Raw genomic sequence first — 21,153 nt, forward strand, 5'->3', positions numbered from 1 at the left:
CGCCGACGATACGGCTGTGCGGGCCCGGCCCGGCAGCCGGCCGCGGCGCCGCGGCGGATAGGGTCGGGGCGTGGCGCTCAAGAACATTCCGGACTCCGGATTCTCCGACGACGACGGCACCGCCGACCCCCGGCTGACCGCGGCTCTCGCCGACTGGTCGCAGGACAGGGCGGCCGAGCCGAAGGTGCTCGAAGCCCTCAAGGACGCCCGGCTGCTGGTGCCGGTCGTCGCGATGCTGGGGGAGGCCGAGACGGGCGAGGACGGGCTGCGCCGCGAGAAGTCCAGCGACATGGCGGTCCCGACGCTCCAGGCCGGTGACCGCAGGGCGCTCCCGGCCTTCACGTCGACCGCGTCGCTGGCCCGCTGGGACCCGCAGGCCCGCCCGGTCGCCGTACCGCTGCACCAGGCGCTCCAGGCCGCCGCCCATGAGCGCGCCGACACCCTCGTACTCGATCTGGCGGGCCCCGTTCCGTACGAGCTCAAGGGCGGTGCGCTGCTCGCCCTCGCCGAGGGGCGCACCAGCGCAGACCCGCTGGACGACCCGGCTGTGGTGGAGGCGGTGCGCGACGTCGTGGCCGCGCACCCGGCGGTGGTCCGCGCCCACCTCGGCCCCGGCCGGGCCGACGGCACCCTGGCGCTGGTCCTCGCACCCGGTGCCGACCAGTCGGCCGCCACCGCCGTCGCCACGGATCTGGCCGCCCACGAGGTGCTCAGGGCCCGGCTGGTACGGGGCCTCGATCTGGCCCTGCTGCCCGCCGGGGCACCGGCTCCGAACACGCCGCTCTTCGCGCGCTGACCCGCGGCCCGGCGCCCCGAGAGGCAGTTCCGGCTCTTCCGACGAATAATTGCGGAGAAATCCGACAATCTTCGTGAGGGTGTGAGCTATGGAGACGGCGGAGACACGGAGGATTGCCGCGGAGTTCCTGGGAACTCTGCTGCTGGTGTTCATCGCGGTGGGATCCGTGGTGCTCGCCAGCGAGTACATCGGTGCCTTCGGCATCGCGCTCACGTTCGGCTTCACCATGCTGGCGCTGGCCTACTCGCTGGGCGCGATCTCGGGCTGCCACATCAACCCGGCCGTGACGCTGGGCATGCTGCTGGCCGAGCGCATCGATCTGCGCAGGGCGGTGGAGTACTGGATCGCGCAGTTCCTCGGCGCCATCGTCGGCGCCGCGCTGCTCTTCCTGCTCACCAAGCAGGTGCCGGGAATCAAGACCGACGGCCTGTTCGGCAGCAACGGGTACGGCAGCCGCTCGGCCGTCCACATCAACCTGGGCGGCGCCTTCCTGGCGGAACTGGCGCTGACCTTCGTCTACGTCTTCGTCGTGCTGGCCGTGACCCACAAGGTGGCCGTCGTGGGCTTCGACGGCCTGCCCATCGGTCTGGCGCTCGCCGCGGTCCACCTGATCGGCATCCCGCTGACCGGTACCTCGGTGAACCCGGCGCGGAGCCTCGGGCCGGCCCTCTTCGCCGGTGGCGCCGCACTCTCCCAGCTGTGGCTCTTCATCGTGGCGCCGCTGGTCGGCGGGGCGCTCGCGGCCTACGCGCACCGGTTCACGCACCCTGTGGGGTTCACCGGCCACGAGGAGGGGGAACTGAACGGCGGCCCCGCCGGTGGCTCCCCCGCCGACGGCTCCCGGGGCGGTACCTCACGGACCGGCCCCCGGGGAACCTCGTGGATCCGGCGTGGGCCCCGCTCTCAGCCGTAGACCGGCCCGGTGAACTTCTCACCGGGCCCGTCGCCCGGCTCGTCGGGCACGGCGGAAGCCTCGCGGAACGCCAGCTGGAGCGACTTTAGGCCGTCGCGCAGCGGGGCGGCGTGGAAGGAGCTGATCTCCGTGGCGCTCGCCGTGATCAGTCCGGCCAGCGCCTGGATCAGCTTCCGGGCCTCGTCAAGGTCCTTGTGCTTCTCGCCGTCCTCGGCCAGGCCCAGGTTGACGGCGGCCGAGCTCATCAGATGCACCGCGACCGTCGTGATCACCTCGACCGCGGGGACGTCCGCGATGTCACGGGTCATGGAGTCGAAGCCGGGGGCTTCTTCGGGGGTGGGGGTCGCGTCGCTCATGACGCACACGATATGCGGTGGTCCCGGTGGCCCCGCGCGGAGGCCGCCGCGCACCGGTTCGCCGCACCGGGTCCGGGGTGCTAACCTTGTGTAACGACCGGCCGGACACCTGTGTGCCCGGCCCGCAAGTGGAGGCTCCGATCTCCCACCTGACTGTCCTCCGGGACGGCGGGTCACCGGTCAGGCGGCGCCCATCGTTCCGTACGGACGATGGAAGCCACCCGATGTGCGCCCCGCGGCAAACGCGGCGGTGCTCCGGTATGTGAGGAGCTCCCGCCTGTGTCCCGTCCGGGGCGTTTTTCATGTTCCAGGTGCGGTTGGTCTGTCTAAACAGACGTTACGCGGCTGTCTGCCAGAGAGCCGTGTGGTGCTACCGAGGAGGATCCATCAGCGCCGAGCCCCGCATCAACGACCGGATTCGCGTTCCCGAGGTGCGACTTGTCGGACCCAGCGGCGAGCAGGTGGGCATTGTCCCGCTCGCGAAGGCCCTGGAACTGGCACAGGAGTACGACCTCGACCTGGTCGAGGTCGCGGCGACCGCCCGTCCGCCCGTGTGCAAGCTCATGGATTACGGGAAGTTCAAGTACGAGTCGGCCATGAAGGCCCGTGAGGCGCGCAAGAACCAGGCGCACACGGTCATCAAGGAGATGAAGCTCCGGCCGAAGATCGACCCGCACGACTACGACACCAAAAAGGGTCACGTCGTGCGCTTCCTCAAGCAGGGCGACAAGGTCAAGATCACGATCATGTTCCGCGGTCGCGAGCAGTCCCGCCCCGAACTGGGTTTCCGGCTGCTGCAGCGTCTCGCTTCGGACGTCGAGGACCTCGGGTTCATCGAGTCGAACCCGAAGCAGGACGGCCGAAACATGATCATGGTGCTTGGCCCGCACAAGAAGAAGACCGAGGCCATGGCCGAGGCGCGCGAGGCCCAGGCCGCCCGCAAGGCGGAGCGCCAGGGCTACGCGACCGAGGGGTCCGCGGACGAGGTCGCCGAGGCTCCGGCCGAGGCAGAGGCCGAAGCACCGGCCGAGACCACCTCCGAAGCGTGACCGGACGGGCCACCAGCCAGGCGGCCCCGGGGTTCCGCCCGGAACACATACCAACGATCTGACGCTCCCGGTCTCCGGTGCCCGCACCGGGGGAGCGCCACTGACGAGGAGAGTACGGCGCGATGCCGAAGAACAAGACGCACAGCGGCTCCAGCAAGCGCTTCAAGATCACCGGCTCCGGCAAGGTGCTCCGTGAGCGCGCCGGCAAGCGCCACCTGCTGGAGCACAAGTCGTCCAAGAAGACGCGTTCGCTGACCGGCACCGTCGTGGTGGCCCCGGCCGACGCCAAGAAGATCAAGAAGCTTCTCGGCAAGTGACCTCGCGGCCCCCGGTCACCACCGGGGGCACGAAGTCGGGACCGGGACCAATTCGTTTCCGGGCCGTGTGAGTTCACCCACGGCCCCGCTACAAGGAGTCAACAAGTGGCACGCGTCAAGCGGGCAGTCAACGCCCACAAGAAGCGCCGGGCAATTCTCGAAGCGGCCAAGGGCTACCGCGGTCAGCGTTCGCGCCTGTACCGCAAGGCCAAGGAGCAGGTCACCCACTCCCTGGTCTACAACTACAACGACCGCAAGAAGCGCAAGGGCGACTTCCGTCAGCTGTGGATCCAGCGCATCAACGCCGCTGCCCGCGAGAACGGCATGACGTACAACCGCCTCATCCAGGGTCTGAAGGCCGCCAACATCGAGGTGGACCGCAAGATCCTCGCCGAGCTGGCCGTCAACGACACCAACGCGTTCGCCGCGCTGGTCGAGGTCGCGCAGAAGGCGCTCCCGAGCGACGTCAACGCGCCGAAGACCGCTGCCTGATCAGGCACGCACTTCAGCCGGAGCCCGGCCGGCAGGACCCGCAGGCGGAAGCCGCCTGCGGGTCCGCTGTGTTCCACAGACCGGTTGTGCCCCCGCATCACCCCTGTAGAACGACCCGGACCGGTACCCAGCCGCCCGGACCTGCCGCAGTTCCGTACGTGAGTAAGGTGAAACGCCGACCATGGGCACCCCCGCCGAGCTGATCTCCCCGCGCTCCCCGCGCGTCGCCGCCGCGAAGCGGCTCGCCCGGCGCAACTTCCGCACCAAGGAACGCCGGTTCATCGCCGAGGGGCCGCAGGCCGTACGCGAAGCCGTGCAGCACCGGGTCGACGGCCGGCCGACGCTCGTGGAGCTGTTCGCCACCGTGGAGGCCGCCGAGCGGTACGAGACCGTCGTCGCCGCGGCACGGGACTCCGGAGCCCGCATCCACCTGGCGGGCGACGACGTACTCGCCGAACTCTCCCAGACCATCACCCCGCAGGGCCTCGTCGGAGTCTGCCGCTTCCTGGACTCGCCCTTCGACGAGATCCTCGCGGCGCGGCCCCGGCTGGTGGCCGTACTCGCGCATGTCCGCGACCCGGGCAACGCCGGGACGGTGCTGCGCTGCGCCGACGCAGCGGGCGCCGACGCCGTCGTACTCACCGACGCATCCGTCGACCTGTACAACCCCAAGTCCGTACGCGCGTCGGTCGGTTCGCACTTCCATCTGCCCGTCGCGGTGGGCGTCCCCGTCGAGCGGGCCGTCGCCGGTCTCAAGGCCGCCGGGGTACGGATCCTCGCCGCCGACGGGGCGGGCGACGACGACCTCGACGCCGAGCTCGACGCGGGCACCATGGGCGGTCCGAGTGCCTGGGTGTTCGGCAACGAGGCCTGGGGGCTCCCCGAGGAGACCCGGGCCCTCGCCGACGCCGTGGTCCGCGTCCCCATCCACGGCCGGGCCGAAAGTCTCAATCTCGCCACCGCCGCCGCCGTCTGCCTCTACGCGTCAGCGCGTGCGCAGCGCGCTTCCGGAGGGTGCCGCTCCGTGACCTCCAGCTAGTAGGGTGACGAGTTCGGGGGCCCACTGCGCTATTCGGAGAGGTGGGATACGGGGATGGCTGTCTCTTCGGGCAGTGCGTCATCGCACGGACATGGATCGCCGCTGAACGGAACCGGCGCGTCCGTCGGCCCGGGTCCTGCCGGATCCGGGGTCGACCCCGACGAACTCCCCGACGGTCTGGTCGTCGCCGACGAGCACGGCCGGATCATCTGCTTCAACGCCGCCGCCGCACGGATCACCGCCGTACCGCGAGCCGCCGCACTGGGCCGCCCCCTGGAGCAGGCGCTGCCCCTGGAGGACCTCAAGGGCCGCCGCTGGTGGACCCTGACCGATCCGTACGGCGGGCTCGCCATCCGCTACGGCCAGCCCGAGCGCAATCTGCTGCTGCCCGGCGGGCGCGAGGTGCTGGTCTCCGCGCGGTACATACGGGAGCGCCCCACCGGGCCCGTCCTGCGGGTCGTCGTCTCGATCCGGGGCACCGAGGCGCGCCGCCGCACCGAGCGCAGCCACGCCGAGCTGATAGCCACCGTCGCGCACGAGCTGCGCTCCCCGCTGACCTCGGTCAAAGGGTTCACCGCGACCCTGCTCGCCAAATGGGAGCGCTTCACCGACGCACAGAAGCGGCTCATGCTGGAGACCGTCGACGCCGACGCCAACCGGGTCACCCGGCTGATCGCCGAGCTTCTCGACATCTCGCGCATCGACTCGGGCCGGCTGGAGCTGCGCCGCCAGCCCGTCGACATCGCCGCTGCCGTCGTCCGGCACATCCAGGCCCACACCGCGTCCGGCCAGGACCCCGACCGGTTCCTGGTCCGGATCCAGCAGCCGCTGCCCGATCTCTGGGCCGACCCGGACAAGATCGACCAGATCCTCGGCAACCTGCTGGAAAATGCGGTGCGCCACGGTGAGGGAACCGTCACCATCGAGGTGGCGGCAGCCGCCGCGAAGAACGACGAGAAGGGGACGGGCGTCACGGTGACCGACGAGGGCCCCGGTATCCCCGAGGAGTCGATGAGCCGCGTCTTCACCCGCTTCTGGCGGGGCAGCAAGCGCGGTGGCACCGGGCTGGGCCTGTACATCGTCAAGGGCATCGTCGAGGCGCACGGCGGGACGATCACCGTCGGCCGCGGGGCGGGCGGCGGCGCGGAGTTCCGATTTATTCTGCCCGTAGGGGCTCCGGCCTACCTGAAATAGGAAATGTCGCGAAGCGTCGTGCAAGGGTGGCGGCGGGCGACGGGTGGGCCTGAGGACCTGCGGGCTTCTCCGACCCCACGCGACCTCTAGAATCGACCTTTGGCACGTTTGCGTCCTTGACGTCGCTGTCGGCGAGCAGGTCGCCTCAGCCAGAAATCGGAAGTACGGGAAGAGATGTCGGCACCGAACAAGTCGTACGACCCTGTTGAGGTCGAGGCACTGAAACCGGAAGAGATCGAGCGGATGCGGAGCGAGGCGCTCGCCGCCTTCGCTGCCGCGGGCGATCTCGACGCGCTCGCGCACGCCAAGACGGCCCACACCGGCGGCACCTCGCCGCTGGCGCTCGCCAACCGCGAGATCGGCGCGCTGCCGCCGCAGGCCAAGGCCGACGCGGGCAAGCGCGTCGGCATGGCGCGCGGCGCCGTGAACAAGGCCCTCGCGGCCCGTCAGGCGGAGCTGGAGACCGAGCGCGACGAGCGGGTCCTGGTCGAGGAGGCGGTGGACGTCACCCTGCCCTACGACCGCACCCCCGCCGGCGCCCGCCACCCGCTGACCACCTTCATGGAGCGGGTCTCGGACATCTTCGTGGCCATGGGCTACGAGGTCGCCGAGGGCCCGGAGGTCGAGGCGGAGTGGTTCAACTTCGACGCCCTGAACTTCACGCCCGACCACCCGGCCCGGCAGATGCAGGACACCTTCTTCGTCCAGGGCCCCGAGGGCACCGAGGGCGACGAGTCCGGTGTCGTGCTGCGGACGCACACCTCGCCCGTGCAGGCCCGCACCCTGCTCGACCGCGAGCCGCCCGTCTACGTCGTCTGCCCGGGGCGGGTCTACCGCACCGACGAGCTGGACGCCACGCACACGCCGGTCTTCCACCAGATCGAGCTGCTCGCCGTGGACGAGGGCCTCACCATGGCCGACCTCAAGGGCACCCTGGACCACATGGTGCAGGCACTCTTCGGTCATGACATGACGACCCGGCTGCGCCCCAACTACTTCCCGTTCACCGAGCCGTCCGCCGAGATGGACATGCAGTGCTACGTCTGCCGCGGCGCATCGGTGGGCAACCCCGACCGCCCCTGCCGTACCTGCTCCAGCGAGGGCTGGATCGAGCTGGGCGGCTGCGGGATGGTCAACCCCAAGGTGCTCACCGCCTGCGGTGTCGACCCCCAGAAGTACAGCGGATTCGCCTTCGGGTTCGGCATCGAACGGATGCTGATGTTCCGCCACAACGTCGAAGACATGCGAGACATGGTCGAGGGTGACATCCGGTTCACCCGGCCGTTCGGGATGGAGATCTGATGCGGGTCCCGCTTTCCTGGCTGCGGGAGTACGTCGATCTCCCCGCCACCGAGACCGGTCGTGACGTACAGGCCAAGCTGATCGGCGTCGGCCTGGAGGTCGAGACCGTCGAGCAGACCGGCGCGGGCCTCAAGGGTCCGCTGGTCGTCGGAGAAGTACTGACCATCGAGGAGCTGGAGGGCTTCAAGAAGCCCATCCGCTTCTGCACCGTCGACGTCGGCACCGCCAACGGCACCGGCGCCCCGCAGGAGATCGTCTGCGGCGCCCGGAACTTCGCCGTCGGCGACAAGGTCGTCGTGGTGCTGCCCGGCGCCGTGCTGCCCGGCGACTTCGCCATCGCCGCGCGCAAGACGTACGGCAAGACCTCGCACGGCATGATCTGCTCCGGCGACGAGCTGGGCATGGGCGACGACGGCACGCACGGCATCATCGTGCTGCCCCCCGGCCACGAGCCGGGCACCGACGCCATCGCGCTGCTCGAACTGGTCGACGAGGTGCTCGACATCGCCGTCACCCCCGACCGCGGCTACGCCCTGTCGATCCGAGGTGTCGCCCGGGAGACCGCCACCGCGTACGGGCTGCCGCTGAGCGACCCGGCGCTGCTCGACGTGGCGCCTCCCAACGCGTTCGGTTACCCGGTGAAGATCGCCGACCCGCGCGGCTGCGACCGCTTCACCGCCCGTACGGTCACCGGCATCGACGTCGAGGCCCGCACACCGATCTGGCTCCAGCGCCGGCTGCAGAAGGCCGGTATGCGGCCGGTCTCGCTCGCCGTCGACATCACCAACTACGTGATGCTGGAGCTCGGCCAGCCGCTGCACGCCTACGACCGCACCCGGATCGACGGGCCGATCGGCGTACGCAGGGCCGTGGCCGGCGAGAAGTTCACCACGCTCGACGGCGCGGCCCGGGTACTCGACGCCGGTGACCTGGTCATCACCGACGACCGAGGCCCCATCGGCCTCGCCGGTGTGATGGGCGGGGCCAACACCGAGATCGCCGACGTCACCACCGACCCGGAGACCGGACAGCTCCAGGGCACCACCGACGTCGTCATCGAGGCCGCGCACTTCGACGCGCTCTCCATCTCGCGCACCGCGCGCCGCCACAAGCTGGCCTCCGAGGCGTCCAAGCGCTTCGAGCGGGGTGTCGACCCGGAGGCCGCTTCGGCGGCCGCCCAGCGGACCGTCGACCTCCTGGTGCTGCTCGCGGGCGGCACCGCCGAGGCCGGGGTCACCGAGGTCGTCGCACCGTCGGCGCCGCGCACCCTCCAGATGCCCGCCGACCACCCGGACAAGGTGGCGGGCGTCGCGTACGGCCGGGAGACCGTCGTACGCCGCCTCCAGCAGGTCGGCTGCGACGTCTACGGTCAGGACGAGCTCGTCGTCACCGTGCCGTCCTGGCGCCCCGACCTCGCCTACCCCAACGACCTGGCCGAAGAGGTCATCCGTCTTGAGGGGTACGAGAACCTCCCGTCGACGCTGCCCAGGCCCCCGGCGGGCCGCGGGCTCACCGAGCGGCAGCGGCTGCACCGCAGGGTCGGCCGCGCGCTGGCCGGCGCGGGCTTCGTCGAGGCACTGAACTACCCGTTCACCGGCGACGCCGCGTTCGACCAGCTCGGGCTGGCCGCCGACGACCCGCGCCGCGCCACGGTCAAGCTGGTCAACCCGCTCTCCGACGAGGAGCCCGCGCTGCGCACCACGCTGCTGCCGGGGCTGCTCGGCGCGCTGCGGCGCAACACCGGACGCGGCTCGCACGACCTCGCGCTCTTCGAGACCGGTCTGGTCTTCCGGCCGACCGGTGAGGAGCGGGTGCCCGCGCGGCTGCCCGTCGACCGCAGGCCCACCGACGAGGAGATCGCCGGGATCACCGCCGCACTGCCGCGCCAGCCGCGCCGGGTCGCGACCGTCCTGGCCGGTGCGCGCGAGCAGGCCGGCTGGTGGGGCAAGGGCCGCCCGGCCGACTGGGCGGACGCCGTCGAGGCGGCCCGTACCGTCGCCCGCGAGGCCGGTGTCGAGCTGATCGTCCGCGGTGACCGGCACGAGCCGTGGCACCCCGGGCGCTGCGCCGCGCTGTACGTCACCGTGGACGGCGCGGAAGTCCTCGCCGGGCACGCGGGTGAGCTGCACCCGCGCGTCATCAAGGCGTTCCACCTCCCCGAGCGCAGCTGCGCCATGGAGCTGGAGCTCGATGTGCTGGAGCGGGCCGCCGGCACGCTCGTCGCGCCCCGGATCTCCTCCTTCCCGGTGGCGACCCAGGACGTCGCGCTGGTCGTTCCCGCCGGGGTACCGGCCGTGGACGTCGAGGCGGCCCTGCACGAGGGCGCCGGTGAACTCCTCGAATCGCTGCGGCTGTTCGACGTCTTCACCGGTGAGCAGATCGGTGAGGGCAAGAAGTCCCTGGCCTACGCACTGCGCTTCCGCGCGGCCGACCGCACGCTGACCGTCGAGGAGGCGACCGCCGCGCGGGACGCCGCTGTCGCGCTCGCGGCGGAGCGGACCGGGGCGGTGCTGCGCGGCGCGTAACCGCCGTTCCGCGTACGGGAACCACTGAGGGGCGTGTCCGGATCTCCGGGCGCGCCCCTCACTCGTTCGGGTGAGAAGCGCCCTGATGTACGCCAACGGGTACGCACCGCCGACAGAATCGACCCGCCCGATCATAGGCCGCCCCCGACTGCCGGACGGTCTCAAGTCGAGGGGGCCGGCGGCATGATCCGTACCAGGGCCGTGATCCGTACCAGGGGATGGCGGGGCGGGGTCGTCTTCGGCCTCCCCGCGCTCGGGCTGGCCGTCGTGGTCGGCTGGGAGCTGGCCGGCTCGCCGGCCGGCGACGACAGCATCACCGTCCGGCTGGCCTTCAGCGCCGCGCTGCTCTCGCTGGCGGGCTATGTCATCGCGGGTGTCCGGCTGGGCCCGGTACGGGAGTTGAGGCAGGCGCGTGCCGTCGCGTACGCCACCCAGCGGGTGCTGCTCAGGCCGCTGCCCCCGCGGATCGACGGTCTCGCCGTTGCCGCGAGCCAGCTCTCCGCCTCCGGGGGAGCGATGGTCGGCGGGGATCTCTACGAGGCGCTGGCCACGGTGCACGGGGTGCGGTTGGTGATCGGTGACGTGCGCGGCCACGGGCTGGCGGCCATCGGCGCGGTGGCCGCCGTGCTCGGCAGCTTCCGGGAGGCCGCGCACGACGAGCCGGCGCTGCCCGGCGTGGCACGGAGACTGGAACGCGCGCTGGAACGGCATCTGCGGGAGCGGTCCCGGCAGGAGCACCCGGCGGCGGGCGGGGCCGCGCCGGGCCATCCGTCGGCCGAGGAGTTCGTGACCGTACTGCTCCTGCAGATCGACGGCGAGGGCGGGATGACCGCGGTCAACTGCGGGCATCCGTGGCCCTACCGGCTGGGGAAGCCGGCCGGACCGCTCTGCGGGGGCGATCCGCTGCCCCCACTCGGGACGTTCCCGCTGCCCGCCGCCGTCGAGGCGGACCGGTGCGGCCGGCTGCTGCCCGGCGACGCGCTGCTCCTGCACACCGACGGGGCGACCGACGCACGGGACCCGGCAGGCCGGTTCTTCCGTCTGGAGGAAGCGCTGTCCGAAGCGGCCGCGGACGGCGTTCCCGCACCCGCGCGGGTGATCCAGCGGGTGCACGGGGCGCTGCTGCGGCACACCGGTGGCCGTATCACCGACGACGTGGCGCTGCTCGTCCTGCGCAACGACCGCCGCAGGACGCTCGGCAGGCCGGACCCGGTCCGTACCGCACGGTCAGCCCTCTGAGGCGGGCATGTGGTGCCGTAGGCGGGGCTGCGGGCCGTGGGAGAGCGCGATGCCGATGTGCTGTGACGGGCCGGGGCCGTGCCGTACGGGAGTGCGGCGCGGTGTGCGCCACCCGTCCTGTCGCGGAGCGCCGGGCAGTTCCGGCAGGGCGGGTGGCGCCGGGAGCGGGCCGTCGCACTGTACGAGGGGGAGCCGACGGCCCGGCCGCCTCCTGGGAGGCAGTTCAGTCAATCGCCCGGGCTCTCCCGGAGGAAGGGACCCGGGCCCCCGGTCCGGGCGTTCCGTTCACACCCCGTGTGAACCGCGCTCCGCTACGCTGTCCCGCACCCGGCCACGGAGGGCCCCATGCTGCCCAACACCCAGCTCGACGCCCTGCTCGACGAGGCCGGGATGTCCCATGCGGGCCTCGCCGTCCGGGTCAACGGGGCGGGCAGGACCCGCGGACTGGCCCTGCGGTACGAACACACCGCCGTGGCCCGCTGGCTGAAGGGCCAGCGGCCGCGCGGCCAGGTGCCCGACCTGCTCTGCGAGGTCCTGGGCGCCCGGCTGCGCCGTACGGTCACGCTGGACGACATCGGCCTCGGCGTACCGGGCGCACCCGCGCCGGTGCACACCACCGCGCTCTGCGGGTTCGTGGAGCGGGCGGCCGCGCTCTGGCGCTCCGACGCACAGCAGCGACCGCATCTGCGGGGCGCGGCCCCGGTGACCGGGACCCCGGCCGTGCTGCCGGTCTGGGAGTGGGAGAACCCGCCCGAGGACAACGACGTCTCACGCAGCGGCAGTTGCCGGGTCGGCCACGCCGACACCGGCACACTCCGCGCGGCCCGGACGCACTACGAGCAGATGTACCGGAAGGCGGGCGGTGTCGCGACCCGCGCCCGGATCGTCGGATTCCTCAACACCGGGACGGCGCCGCTGCTGCGCGGCTCGTACAGCGACGCCACCGGACGCGAACTCCTCCGTGCCACCGGCGGACTGGTGGCCATCGCCGGGATCTGCGCCTACGACTCCGATGAACAGGGCCTGGCCCAGCGCTACTTCCACCAGGCGCTGCGGCTGGCCAAGGCGAGCGGGGACCGCGCGCTCGGCGCGTATGTCGTCGCGCTCCTGGTCAACCAGGCGCTCTTCATGCGGGAGTACCGGCAGGCCGTCGCCTTCGCCGAGGCGGCGCTGCGGACGGCAGGCCGCGAGCTCACTCCGGCGCTGGGCAGCGATCTGCACGCGATGCAGGGGAAGGCGTACGCCTATCTCGGCGACGCCGGCAGCGCGCTGGCCTGCATCGGACGGGCGGAGGAGGCCGCCGGGCGGATCAGGCCGGGTGCCGAACCGGACGAGACCGGCTATGTGCAGCCCGGGCTCGTCAATGTGCAGGTGGCGGAGGCGCTGCTCAGGCTGGGTGATCTGCCGGCCGCCAGGGCCCAGGCGGTCGCCGCCGCCGCGGCCCCCGCGCACGACCGTGGCCGGGTCCACCGGCTGGCGATGCTCGCCCGGATCGAACTGCGGCAGGGGGACGCCGACCGCGGCGTGGCCACCGCGGTCGAAATGGCCGTCCAGGCACGGGGGATGGAGTCGCGCAGGCTCCGGGACCGGCTCCGCGATGTGCGTGACGATCTGCGCGAGACCCGGTTCGGCGGGGCCGATGAGGCCGCCGCTCTGATCGAGGGAGCGCTGCGCGTTCCCCTGTGAGCGTGCTCCTGCTGCCATATTGCCATCGACTTGTCGGAAGGTGGCAGGACTGTGCAGTGGACGAACTTAAGCGAACGAAATGTGTACAAGAACCGCTGGTTCCAGGTCAATCTGGCGGATGTCGCGCTCCCGGACGGCACCCGGCTCGACCACTATGTGATCCGGCAGCGGGCCGTCGCGGCGGCGACCGTCGTCAACGGGGCGAACGAGGTGCTGCTGCTCTGGCGCCACCGGTTCATCACGGACAGCTGGGGCTGGGAGCTGGCAGCGGGGGTGGTCGAGGACGGCGAGACGGCCGAGGCGGCAGCGGCCCGCGAGATGGAGGAGGAGACGGGGTGGCGGCCGGGTCCGCTGCGCCATCTGCTCAGCGTCGAACCGTCCAACGGCCTCTCCGACGCCCGGCACCATCTGTACTGGTCGGAGCAGGGAACCCGGACCGGCGGTCCGCAGGACGCGTTCGAGTCCTCGCGCCGTGAGTGGGTGCCGCTGAAGCTGGTGCCTGACATGATCGCGCGCGGCGAGGTCCCGGCGTCCAACATGGCGGCGGCGCTGCTGATGCTGCACCATCTGCGGCTCGGCTAGCCGGACTTGACGGCGAGGGGGACCTGGCGGCGGCGAGGGTGTGCGGGGCGGTGCGTACCGCCCCGCACAACCGCGCCGGGTCCGTCCGTACAGCTCAGTTGTACGGGTAGAAGCCCGAGCCGGTCTTACGGCCGAGCCGTCCCGCGTCGACCATGCGCTGCAGCAGCGGGGGAGCGGCGTACAGCGGCTCCTTGAACTCGGCGTACATCGAGTCGGCGACGGACGCGACGGTGTCGAGGCCGATCAGGTCGGCGAGCTTCAGCGGGCCCATCGGGTGGGCGCAGCCCATCTCCATGCCGTTGTCGATGTCCTCGCGGCTCGCGATGCCGGACTCGAACATCCGGATCGCGGAGAGCAGATACGGGATGAGCAGGGCGTTCACCACGAAGCCCGAGCGGTCCTGCGCACGGATCGCGTGCTTGCCGAGTATGTCCTGGACCAGCGCCTCGGAGCGCTTGACCGTCTCCTCGGACGTGGTCAGCGCCGGGATCAGTTCGACGAGCTGCTGCACGGGCGCGGGGTTGAAGAAGTGGATGCCCATGACCTGGTCGGGCCGGGAGGTCGCGACGGCCAGCTTCACCAGCGGGATCGAGGAGGTGTTGGAGGCGAGGATCGCGTCCGGCCGGGTCACCACCTGGTCGAGCACCTGGAAGATCTCCGTCTTCACCTGCTCGTTCTCCACGACGGCCTCGATGACGAGGTCGCGGTCGGCGAACTCCCCGAGGTCGGTCGTGAAGCTCAGCCGGCCGAGCGTCGCGTCGCGCTCCTCCTCGGTGATCTTGCCGCGCTCTGCGGCCTTCGAGAGGGAGTTGTGGAGCCGGGTGCGGCCGATTTCCAGAGCCTCGCCGGTGGTCTCGGCGACCATCACCTCAAGGCCGCTGCGGGCACAGACCTCTGCGATCCCCGCGCCCATCTGGCCACAGCCCACCACTCCGACGCGTTCGATGTCGGTCACATCCAGCCTTTCGCAGATCGTCGCGGGCGAGTACCCCGTATGGTTCCGGCGCCCGCCCGGCCCTCAGACGTTACCCCCGACCTGTGGGTGGCCGGGGCGCCGGGTTAACCACCGCTCACTGCGCAAATCATGACTTTTCTGCCTATCTCGTCCTGGAACGCTGAGTGACCGCGATGCAGACGAGGACCGCGACGGCGGCGATCGGAGCGGCCACCGGAAGGTGCTCGCCCAGCAGTGCGACGGACCAGACCAGGGTCAGCAGCGGCTGTGCGAGCTGGAGCTGACTGGCCCTGGCCACGCCGATCTCCGCCATGCCGCGGTACCAGACCACCAGCCCCAGGAACTGGGAACCCGCAGCCACCCAGAGCACCCCGGCGATGCTGTGGCCGGTGAGGTGTACGGGTTCGAGAGCCAGCGCCACGGCGGCGGCCGGCACGGCGAGCGGCAGGCAGAGGACCAGCGCCCAGCCGATCACCCGCCAGCCGGGCATCTCGCGGGCCAGCCGTCCGCCCTCGGTGTAGCCGGCGGCGCAGATCAGCAGGGCGCCGAAGAGATACATGTCACCCGTGGACACGGCGCCGCCGGACTGCTGCACGGTGAACGCGATCACCACGGCCGCCCCGGCCAGAGCGGCGGCCCAGAAGGCGCGGGACGGCCGCGAACCGGTCCGCAGGGCCGAGAAGGCAGCCGTGGTGAGCGGCAGCAGCCCCACCACCACGGCTGCGTGCGAGGTCGTGGACGTCTGCAGGGCGAGCGTGGTGAGCAGCGGGAAGCCCAGGACCACCCCGGCGGCCACCACGGCGATACCGGCCCAGTGGCGACGTTCGGGGACGGGGGCCCGCAGGGCCAGCAGGGCGCCGCCCGCCAGCAGGGCGGCGAGCACGCAGCGTACGGAGACGAGCGACCAGGGCCCGAAGCCCTCAAGGCCCCAGGCGGTCGCGGGGAACGTCAGTGAGAAAGCAACGACCCCGAGCCCGGCGAGGAGGGTGCCGTTGCGGCCCGTAGGGGTCCCGCCCGGTCGGGCCGCTCGGGCAACTGCGGTCCCGCCTGCGGCACCGTCACCTCTGCTGTCGGCGACTGCTATCGATGGATCGTCGGTAGCGCTATTCTGTGCTGTCATGTACGAGCGTAGCAGTGTGGCCGAATTGGTGAAATCCCTGAAAGCGGAGCTGAACCGCTATCCAGTTGATGGGAAGCTGCCGTCGAGCCGGGCCATGGTCGAGTCCTATCGGGTCAGCCCGGTGACCGTTTCCAGGGCGCTCGCCCAGCTCGCCGCCGAGGGGCTCGTCGTGACCCGCCCGGGCGCCGGAGCGTTCCGGGCGCGGCCCCGCGAGGACACCCCCGCACCCGGCGACACCTCCTGGCAGGAGATCGCGCTCAGCGCCGACGGTGCCACCGACGCGGCGCCCCGCGCGGTGGACGCCTCCGGAGTGCTGGTCACGCTCGCCGCCCCGCCGCCGGGCGTCATCGAGTTCAACGGCGGCTATCTGCATGCCTCACTCCAGCCGGAACAGGCCATGGCCGCCGCCCTCGCCAGGGCGGGCCGCAGGCCCGGCGCGTGGGGGCGGCCCCCCGTCGACGGGATTCCCGAGCTGCGCGAGTGGTTCGCGCGGGGGATCGGCGGACCGGTCACCGCGGCCGACGTCCTGGTCACCGCGGGCGGTCAGAGCGCCCTCAGTACCGCCCTGCGCGCCCTCGCCCCGCCCGGTGCCTCCGTACTCGTCGAATCCCCGACCTATCCGGGGATGCTGGCCGTCGCCCGCGCGGCAGGGCTGCGGCCGGTGCCGGTGCCGGTGGATCCCGACGGCGTGCGCCCCGGGCTGCTCGCCGACGCTTTCCGCGCCACCGGGTCCCGGGTCTTCGTCTGCCAGCCGCTCTTCCAGAACCCGACCGGCGCCGTCCTCAGCGACGCCCGCCGCCCGGAGGTGCTGCGCATCGCCCGGGAGGCGGGGGCGTTCGTCATCGAGGACGACTTCGTCCGCAGGCTCGTCCACGAGGACGCGGGACCCCTGCCGAGACCGCTGGCCACCGATGACCACGACGGGGTGGTCGTCCATGTCTGCTCGCTCACCAAGGCGACCTCGCCCAGCCTGCGGGTGGGGGTGCTGGCCGCTCGCGGTCCCGTGTTCGAACGGCTGCGCTCGATCCAGGTCGTCGACAGCTTCTTCGTGCCGCGGCCGATCCAGGAGGCCACCGTCGAGCTGGTCGGATCGCCCGCGTGGAACCGCCATCTGCGTTCCGTTTCCGGGAAGTTGAAGGACCGCAGGAACACCCTCACCGCCGCGCTCCGCAGCAGTCTCCCCGAGCTGGACCTGCCGTACATCCCCAGCGGCGGCTACCACCTCTGGCTGCGGCTGCCCGACGGTACGGACGAGGCGGCGGTGGTCTCGGCGGCTCTCCGCGCGGGCGTCGCCGTCGCGCCGGGCCGCCCGTACTTCTCCGCCGAACCGCCCGCCCCGCACCTGCGGCTGAGTTTCGCCGGGGTGGCGGGGCAGGGCGAGATCGCCGAAGGGGTACGGCGGTTGCGTACGGCGTGCGACGAGGCGCTCGGCTGAGGCGGCGCGGACGGGTCCCGCTCGCCCGCGCGGTCACGTGCCGCTCTGTTCCGGCGAGCCCCGGTCCGGTGTCGGCCCCGGCCGGCCTCGCTCGGTTCTGGCGCGCAGGTCTCCGCTTCGGTGCGCCGGTTCGCCGCCGCCCCTTGACCCGCCGGGGTTTCAGTCGCACGATCGCGGCCATGAGCGTTCGCGTCACGCTGGTCGCCGCCGCACGCAGTTCCTCCAGGCTCGCCGAGCGCTTCGACGACGACCGGCCTCTCGACCACGCCGGCTGGCACGAGGTGCAGCTCTCGGCGGGCTTCCTCGTCCCGCTGGCCGCGGCCGAGCTGCGCTACTGCTCGCCCACCGCCCGCAGCCGTGCCACCGGCGACGCGCTCGGGTTCGCGCCGCTGCTCCAACCCGCGCTGAGCGACTGCGACATGGGCCGCTGGCGCGGGCTCACCCTGGCGGAGGTGACGGCGCGCGAACCGGCCGCCGTCGATGTCTGGCTCTCCGACCCGCGCTCCGCCCCGCACGGCGGCGAGTCGCTGCTGGGCTTCATCTCGCGGATAGGGAACTGGCTGGAGACCCGGCCCCCGTGCGACGGCTCCATCGTCGCGGTCGCCGAACCGTCCGTCGTCCGGGCAGCCCTGGTCTACGCGCTCAAGGCGCCGCCCTCGACGTACTGGAACGTCGACGTGCCCCCGCTCTCCACGGCGACCCTGACCGGTCTGCCGGGGCGCTGGAGCCTGCGCCTGGAGACAGCCGCCCGCTGACCCGGCCGTACGGGGTGAGGGGAAGCTCTGCCCCGACCCGCCAGGTCCGGAGCCGCCAGGTCCTGACCCGCCAGGTCCTGACCCGTCAGTACCCGGGCCGCCCGGTGCCTGGGCCTGCCAGTACTTGAACTGCCAGTACCTGAACTACCAGTGCCTGGACTGTTAGTACCTGACCTGCCGGTACCTGACCTTCAGGTCAGCTCCGGCGGTGTCCAGTCGGCGTGCCGCAGGATCATCCGTACCGCTGTACCGGACGGGGCGATCCTGAGCGCCGCGTTGCGCAGCGACACGGCGAGCGGGTGCGTGAGCTGCTGCCCCATCCGGCCCGCCTGCCGGGCGGCCCGGGCCACCGACCGGCTGCGGGGGCGGCGTTCGGCGTCGTACCGCATGAGTGCGGACTCCACCGTGGTCGCACCCGCGAGCGCCGCGGCCAGGGTGACGGCATCCTCCAGCGCCTGGCAGGCGCCCTGACCGAGATGAGGGGTCATGGCATGTGCGGCATCGCCAAGCAGGGCTACGCGGCCCACGGCGTACGAGGGGAGCGGGGTGACGAGTTCACCGACGTCGTGGTGGAGGACGGTGTCCGGCCGGGTCGCGTCCAGCAGGGCGGGGATGGGGTCGTGCCAGCCGTCGAACCGGCGCCGTACCTCGGCCAGCGGGTCCCTGTGGCGCACCCCTGCCGGGGAGTTGACCACCGCGTGCCACTCGGCCCGGCCGTCGGTGAACGCGATGTGGCCGAACTCGGCGCCGCGTCCCCAGGTGAGTTCGAAGTCGGACCGCAGATCGACCGGGTGCTCCGTGATGGCGCGGAGCACGGTCGAACCGGAGTGGACGGGACCCGGGTGCCCGGGGAACAGCTCCGCGCGCACCCGGCCGGCGATGCCGTCGGCCGCCACGGCCAGATCCGCTTCGAGCACGGTGTCGCCGTGGCCCACCAGGACCCGAGCGGGGTCGGAGCGGTCGACGGAGGTCACGTCGGCGCCCACGACCAGGGACTCCGGGGGCAGGGCCGCCCGCAGCAGCCGGTGCAGCGCGGCACGGGGGATGCCCACGATCGGGGTGCCCAGGGCGCGCTCCAGGGCGGCGCCGTCCATCCGGGCGAGCCAGGTGCCGTCCGGCCTGCGGGTGCCGCCGGTGTACTGCGGCCGGGCCGCGCCGCGCACCTCGTCGCCCACACCGAGGGCGTCCAGGGCGCGGATGCCGTTGGCCGCGAGGGAGATTCCGGCGCCCGCGTCGTCGAGGACCGGGGCGCGCTCGACGACCGTCACCTCCCAGCCGATACGCCGCAGGCCGATCGCAGCCGCCAGCCCGCCGATCCCCCCGCCGATCACCACCGCGCTGTTCCCCATACCGGTCCCTCCTTCGGTCTCCGCCACCCGGCCGTTCCATGGCCTGCGGCCGTCCCGCGCCTCCGCTTTTTCTACAGCTGTAGAAAAAGCGGGCAGGGGGAGCGTACTACGGTCTTTCTACGGGTGTAGAAGGGGTGGGTGTAGAAAGGGGGGATGACTGGAGATCGACGCACTGTCCTCGCCGACGCGGCCATCGGGGTGCTCGCCGACGAAGGGATGCGCGGTCTGACCCACCGTGCGGTGGAGCGCGCTGCCGGTCTGCCGCCCGGCACCACATCGGCGTACTTCCGCAGCCGGAAAGCGCTGCTCACCGCACTGGTCGGCAGGCTTGTCGAGCTGGACCAGGCGGAGCTCCAGGCCGCGGGGGAGGCGGCGCAGATGCCGCGGGACGCCGGTGAACTCGCCGACGCCATCGCCGTGTTCGCCGCAGGACGCCTCGGGGGGGAGGGCCGTCGGCGGTCGCTCGCCCGGTACGCCTGCGCCGTCGAGGGCGTACGCCACCCGGAGCTGCGGGAGATTCTCGTACCGCATGAGAACGCGGCACGTGACGCGGTACGCGCGTTCCTGGCCGCGCAGGGCGTCGCCGACACCGAAGGGCGCACCCTGACCCTGCTGGCCTGTGTGGACGGGCTGATCTTCGACCGGCTGGTGGGCGGCGGGACCGTGCCGCGCGAGGAGATCCGGGGGCTGGTCACCGCGGCGCTGCGCGAGGGCCGCGCGTCCGAACCGGGCCGGGGGTGAACTGGCCGCGGTGACACGGTCCGGGGATGAGCGGGCCAGGGGTGAACGGGCCGGTCGTGTGTGCCGTCGCCTCAGCCGGCCGGTGCGGTCTGCCGGTCGAGCTGTTCGAGGACCAGGGGCCAGGCGTCGGCGGTGCGCTCGCAGGACTCCTCGTCGGCGAAGCCCGCATGGGTGAGCGTCAGCAGCGTGCCGTCCCCCTCCGGTGCGAGCTCGACGGTGACGACGGTCTCGGCGCCCTCGGTGCCGCCCGCCCCCGTGACCCAGGTGAGCTCGACGAGCCGGTCCCGCTCCAGCCGCAGGAACCGGCCGTAGTGCGGGTGCCGGACCACCGGGCCGCCCGGCTCGGGCGCGTACTCCGTCTCGAAGAAGAACGGCGCGCTCTCCTCGGGCGTCATCCGTACCGAACCGGGGGCCGCGAACCACCGGTCGAACCGTTCGGTCCAGGCCAGATAGAGGTCCCCGGGGGCGGCGCCCATGGTGCGCCCGGTCGTCAGCCGGAAGGGCCTGGACGTCAGATCCGGACTGCGGAACGGTTCCTCGGACATCGCGGTACGCCTCTTTCCACGGTCGGTCGGACAAGCCGGTCCGGACAACAGGGCGGTCGTCCCCATCGGATCACATGCGCCCGCCCGGCGCCCCGCGCGGGCGGGTTCTCCACGGGCGGCCGTCCCCGCCGGACCGGCGGTCCCGCAGCGCAGGCCGAGCGCGATCCGGCCGGCAACCGGTCAGGAATCGAGAAGCACGGCTGAGCGAGCCGCATTAGCGTGATCTCCATGGACGTCGGCATCCCCACGCCGGGTGGATGCGACCCACGACCACAGGAGCGACCATGCCAGGATCGGCAACCCAGGGAATCAAGACCGTGCTGCATCCCGTCTCCGACGTGGCGGCGGCCAAGTCGGTCTACACCGCCCTCCTCGGCGTACCACCGGTGGCCGACGAGTCGTACTATGTCGGGTTCGAGGCCGGTGGACAGCACATCGGGCTGGTGCCGGGCGGTGCGGAGCAGGGCATGACCGGGCCTGTGACCTACTGGGAGGTGCCGGACATCGAGGCGAAGCTGGCCGAGGTGACCGCCGCGGGTGCCGTGGTGAAGGAGCCCGCGCACGACGTCGGCGGGGGCCGCCTGGTGGCCACGGTCACCGACCCCGACGGTAATGTCCTGGGACTGCTCCAGGACCCGTGAGCACCGCCCCCTTCCGTGACAGAGAGAGTTCCCGCGACACAGGAGGGTTCCCGCGACGCAGGAGGCTTTCCGCGACGCGGGAGAGCCGCACTGCCCGACCGGAGCGGGTCCGGCCGGGCCGG

21 protein-coding genes are annotated in these 21,153 nt (G+C 72.2%); 16 read left to right on the plus strand and 5 right to left on the minus strand.

Annotated features, from left to right (window positions below; all coding sequences use genetic code 11):
* Positions 1 to 70 precede the first annotated feature (70 nt).
* Together OG385_RS27890 and OG385_RS27895 are read left to right on the plus strand one after the other, a co-directional pair.
* On the plus strand, positions 71 to 796 hold the full coding sequence (locus tag OG385_RS27890; protein ID WP_266858765.1) for an SseB family protein: 726 nt from the start codon (positions 71 to 73) through the stop codon (positions 794 to 796).
* Positions 797 to 884: 88 nt separating this feature from the next.
* Entirely contained in the window at positions 885 to 1,709 is an 825-nt protein-coding gene (locus OG385_RS27895) for an MIP family channel protein (protein WP_266858766.1), read from the plus strand.
* Here OG385_RS27895 and OG385_RS27900 read toward each other — a convergent pair.
* Positions 1,700 to 2,065 (minus strand): DUF1844 domain-containing protein, encoded by a 366-nt coding sequence (locus OG385_RS27900; RefSeq protein WP_266858767.1) that lies wholly within the window; start codon positions 2,063 to 2,065, stop codon positions 1,700 to 1,702. The genes OG385_RS27895 and OG385_RS27900 overlap by 10 nt on opposite strands.
* Before the next feature lie 362 nt (positions 2,066 to 2,427).
* Here OG385_RS27900 and infC point away from each other — a divergent pair, with 362 nt between their 5' ends.
* The 10 genes from infC to OG385_RS27950 all read left to right on the plus strand — a co-directional run bounded on the left by infC (position 2,428) and on the right by OG385_RS27950 (position 13,490).
* The gene (infC, locus tag OG385_RS27905; protein ID WP_266858768.1) at positions 2,428 to 3,114 is read left to right on the plus strand and encodes a translation initiation factor IF-3; all 687 of its coding nucleotides are present in this window, start codon (positions 2,428 to 2,430) and stop codon (positions 3,112 to 3,114) included.
* Positions 3,115 to 3,236: 122 nt separating this feature from the next.
* A complete protein-coding gene (rpmI, locus tag OG385_RS27910) occupies positions 3,237 to 3,431 on the plus strand; it encodes a 50S ribosomal protein L35 (RefSeq protein WP_164266672.1) in 195 nt (64 codons plus the stop codon).
* Between the two features lie 105 nt (positions 3,432 to 3,536).
* Positions 3,537 to 3,923, plus strand: a complete 387-nt coding sequence (gene rplT / locus OG385_RS27915) for a 50S ribosomal protein L20 (protein WP_266858771.1) — start codon at positions 3,537 to 3,539, stop codon at positions 3,921 to 3,923.
* 181 nt (positions 3,924 to 4,104) lie between these two features.
* A complete protein-coding gene (locus OG385_RS27920; RefSeq protein WP_266858773.1) occupies positions 4,105 to 4,962 on the plus strand; it encodes an RNA methyltransferase in 858 nt (285 codons plus the stop codon).
* Positions 4,963 to 5,016: 54 nt separating this feature from the next.
* Positions 5,017 to 6,156 carry an ATP-binding protein gene (locus OG385_RS27925; RefSeq protein ID WP_266858775.1) on the plus strand — a complete coding sequence of 380 codons (1,140 nt, stop codon included), beginning with the start codon at positions 5,017 to 5,019 and terminating at the stop codon, positions 6,154 to 6,156.
* A gap of 174 nt (positions 6,157 to 6,330) precedes the next feature.
* On the plus strand, positions 6,331 to 7,458 hold the full coding sequence (pheS, locus tag OG385_RS27930) for a phenylalanine--tRNA ligase subunit alpha (RefSeq protein WP_266858776.1): 1,128 nt from the start codon (positions 6,331 to 6,333) through the stop codon (positions 7,456 to 7,458).
* The gene (pheT, locus tag OG385_RS27935; protein WP_266858777.1) at positions 7,458 to 9,983 is read left to right on the plus strand and encodes a phenylalanine--tRNA ligase subunit beta; all 2,526 of its coding nucleotides are present in this window, start codon (positions 7,458 to 7,460) and stop codon (positions 9,981 to 9,983) included. The genes pheS and pheT overlap by 1 nt, the downstream gene beginning before the upstream one ends.
* Before the next feature lie 183 nt (positions 9,984 to 10,166).
* Positions 10,167 to 11,222, plus strand: coding sequence for a PP2C family protein-serine/threonine phosphatase (locus OG385_RS27940; protein ID WP_266858778.1), 1,056 nt, complete (start codon positions 10,167 to 10,169; stop codon positions 11,220 to 11,222).
* A 345-nt stretch (positions 11,223 to 11,567) separates the two neighbouring features.
* Positions 11,568 to 12,908 carry a transcriptional regulator gene (locus OG385_RS27945; protein ID WP_266858779.1) on the plus strand — a complete coding sequence of 447 codons (1,341 nt, stop codon included), beginning with the start codon at positions 11,568 to 11,570 and terminating at the stop codon, positions 12,906 to 12,908.
* A 51-nt stretch (positions 12,909 to 12,959) separates the two neighbouring features.
* Positions 12,960 to 13,490, plus strand: a complete 531-nt coding sequence (locus OG385_RS27950; RefSeq protein ID WP_266858781.1) for an NUDIX domain-containing protein — start codon at positions 12,960 to 12,962, stop codon at positions 13,488 to 13,490.
* 94 nt (positions 13,491 to 13,584) lie between these two features.
* Here OG385_RS27950 and OG385_RS27955 read toward each other — a convergent pair whose 3' ends face one another.
* Both OG385_RS27955 and OG385_RS27960 read right to left on the minus strand, forming a co-directional pair.
* On the minus strand, positions 13,585 to 14,445 hold the full coding sequence (locus OG385_RS27955; RefSeq protein WP_266858782.1) for a 3-hydroxybutyryl-CoA dehydrogenase: 861 nt from the start codon (positions 14,443 to 14,445) through the stop codon (positions 13,585 to 13,587).
* A gap of 142 nt (positions 14,446 to 14,587) precedes the next feature.
* On the minus strand, positions 14,588 to 15,565 hold the full coding sequence (locus OG385_RS27960) for a DMT family transporter (RefSeq protein WP_266858784.1): 978 nt from the start codon (positions 15,563 to 15,565) through the stop codon (positions 14,588 to 14,590).
* Between OG385_RS27960 and OG385_RS27965 the strand changes: the two genes are divergently transcribed.
* Both OG385_RS27965 and OG385_RS27970 read left to right on the plus strand, forming a co-directional pair.
* Entirely contained in the window at positions 15,564 to 17,000 is a 1,437-nt protein-coding gene (locus OG385_RS27965; protein WP_266858786.1) for a PLP-dependent aminotransferase family protein, read from the plus strand. The genes OG385_RS27960 and OG385_RS27965 overlap by 2 nt on opposite strands.
* A 179-nt stretch (positions 17,001 to 17,179) precedes the next feature.
* Complete coding sequence (locus tag OG385_RS27970) at positions 17,180 to 17,755, plus strand: histidine phosphatase family protein (RefSeq protein ID WP_164264673.1); 576 nt, start codon at positions 17,180 to 17,182, stop codon at positions 17,753 to 17,755.
* A 191-nt stretch (positions 17,756 to 17,946) separates the two neighbouring features.
* On the opposite strand, the gene OG385_RS27975 is transcribed toward OG385_RS27970, so the two are convergent.
* Positions 17,947 to 19,104: an FAD-dependent monooxygenase gene (locus tag OG385_RS27975; RefSeq protein WP_266858790.1), complete on the minus strand. Its 1,158-nt coding sequence runs from the start codon at positions 19,102 to 19,104 to the stop codon at positions 17,947 to 17,949.
* A 153-nt stretch (positions 19,105 to 19,257) separates the two neighbouring features.
* On the opposite strand from OG385_RS27975, the gene OG385_RS27980 reads away from it, so the two are divergent.
* Positions 19,258 to 19,845: a TetR/AcrR family transcriptional regulator gene (locus OG385_RS27980; protein WP_266858792.1), complete on the plus strand. Its 588-nt coding sequence runs from the start codon at positions 19,258 to 19,260 to the stop codon at positions 19,843 to 19,845.
* Between the two features lie 71 nt (positions 19,846 to 19,916).
* On the opposite strand, the gene OG385_RS27985 is transcribed toward OG385_RS27980, so the two are convergent.
* Positions 19,917 to 20,390, minus strand: coding sequence for an SRPBCC domain-containing protein (locus OG385_RS27985; RefSeq protein WP_266858794.1), 474 nt, complete (start codon positions 20,388 to 20,390; stop codon positions 19,917 to 19,919).
* 284 nt (positions 20,391 to 20,674) lie between these two features.
* Here OG385_RS27985 and OG385_RS27990 point away from each other — a divergent pair, with 284 nt between their 5' ends.
* A complete protein-coding gene (locus OG385_RS27990; protein ID WP_266858796.1) occupies positions 20,675 to 21,031 on the plus strand; it encodes a VOC family protein in 357 nt (118 codons plus the stop codon).
* Positions 21,032 to 21,153 lie beyond the last annotated feature (122 nt).

It is taken from the genome of Streptomyces sp. NBC_01306, assembly GCF_026340465.1.
In the GTDB taxonomy this organism is placed as follows: domain Bacteria; phylum Actinomycetota; class Actinomycetes; order Streptomycetales; family Streptomycetaceae; genus Streptomyces.